The organism is Actinoallomurus acaciae, from assembly GCF_042429965.1.
Lineage (GTDB): Bacteria > Actinomycetota > Actinomycetes > Streptosporangiales > Streptosporangiaceae > Actinoallomurus > Actinoallomurus acaciae.
Window position 1 is genome coordinate 1 of sequence record NZ_JBHLZP010001164.1, and the last position, 908, is coordinate 908.

A 908-nucleotide genomic window follows, 5' to 3' on the forward strand; every position below is an offset into this window, starting at 1 on the left:
ATCGACCCGGATTACCCGGCCGAGTGGATCGAGTACGTTCTCGGCGACGCCCGGCCGGTGCTGCTGCTGGCCGACCGGGCGACCGCGGCCGCGCTGCCCGTCCCGTACGGGCTGCCGGTCCTCCTGCTGGACGAGCCGGGCAACGGCGCCTCGCCGGAGAGCGAGGGGCCGCTGCGCGAGGAGGAGCGGCGCGCCCCGCTGCGCCCTGGACACGCCGCCTATGTCATCTACACCTCGGGTTCCACCGGCCGGCCGAAGGGCGTCGCGGTACCCCACGCCGCGGCCGTCGCGCTGCTGCGGGGCACCCGGCCGCTGTTCGGGTTCGGCCCGGACGACGTGTGGACGATGTTCCACTCACCGGCGTTCGACTTCTCGGTGTGGGAGCTGTTCGGGGCGCTGTGCCACGGGGCGACGCTGGTGGTGGTGAGCAAGGAGGTCACCCGCTCGCCGGCCGAGTTCCACGCGCTGCTGGCCGAGGAATCGGTCACCGTGCTCAGCCAGACCCCGTCCGCGTTCGCCCAGCTGATCGACCAGGACTCCCGCGAGCCGCGTCGGCTGGCGCTGCGCACGGTGGTCTTCGGCGGGGAGACGCTGGACCTGCCCCTGCTGCGCTCCTGGTACCGGCGCCACGGCGAACGCAGCCCCGTGCTGGTCAACATGTACGGGATCACCGAGACCACCGTGCACGTCACGCACCTGGAGCTCACCGCAGCCGACACCGGGGAGGCCGCTCCGAGCCGGATCGGCCGGCCGCTGCCAGGGCTGCGCACGTACGTGCTGGGCCCGTCGCTGGTGCCGGTGCCGGCCGGGGTGGTCGGCGAGGTATACGTTGGCGGCCCGCAGCTCGCGCGCGGCTACCTCGGCCGGCCCGGCCTGACCGCCGAACGGTTCGTCGCCGACCCGTACGG

General features: G+C 74.0%; 1 protein-coding gene. It reads left to right on the top strand.

From position 1 onward, the window contains the following. Nucleotides 1-908, top strand: a 908-nt coding sequence (locus ACFFNX_RS51360; RefSeq protein WP_378213806.1) for an AMP-binding protein, incomplete at both ends; no start/stop codon positions are given.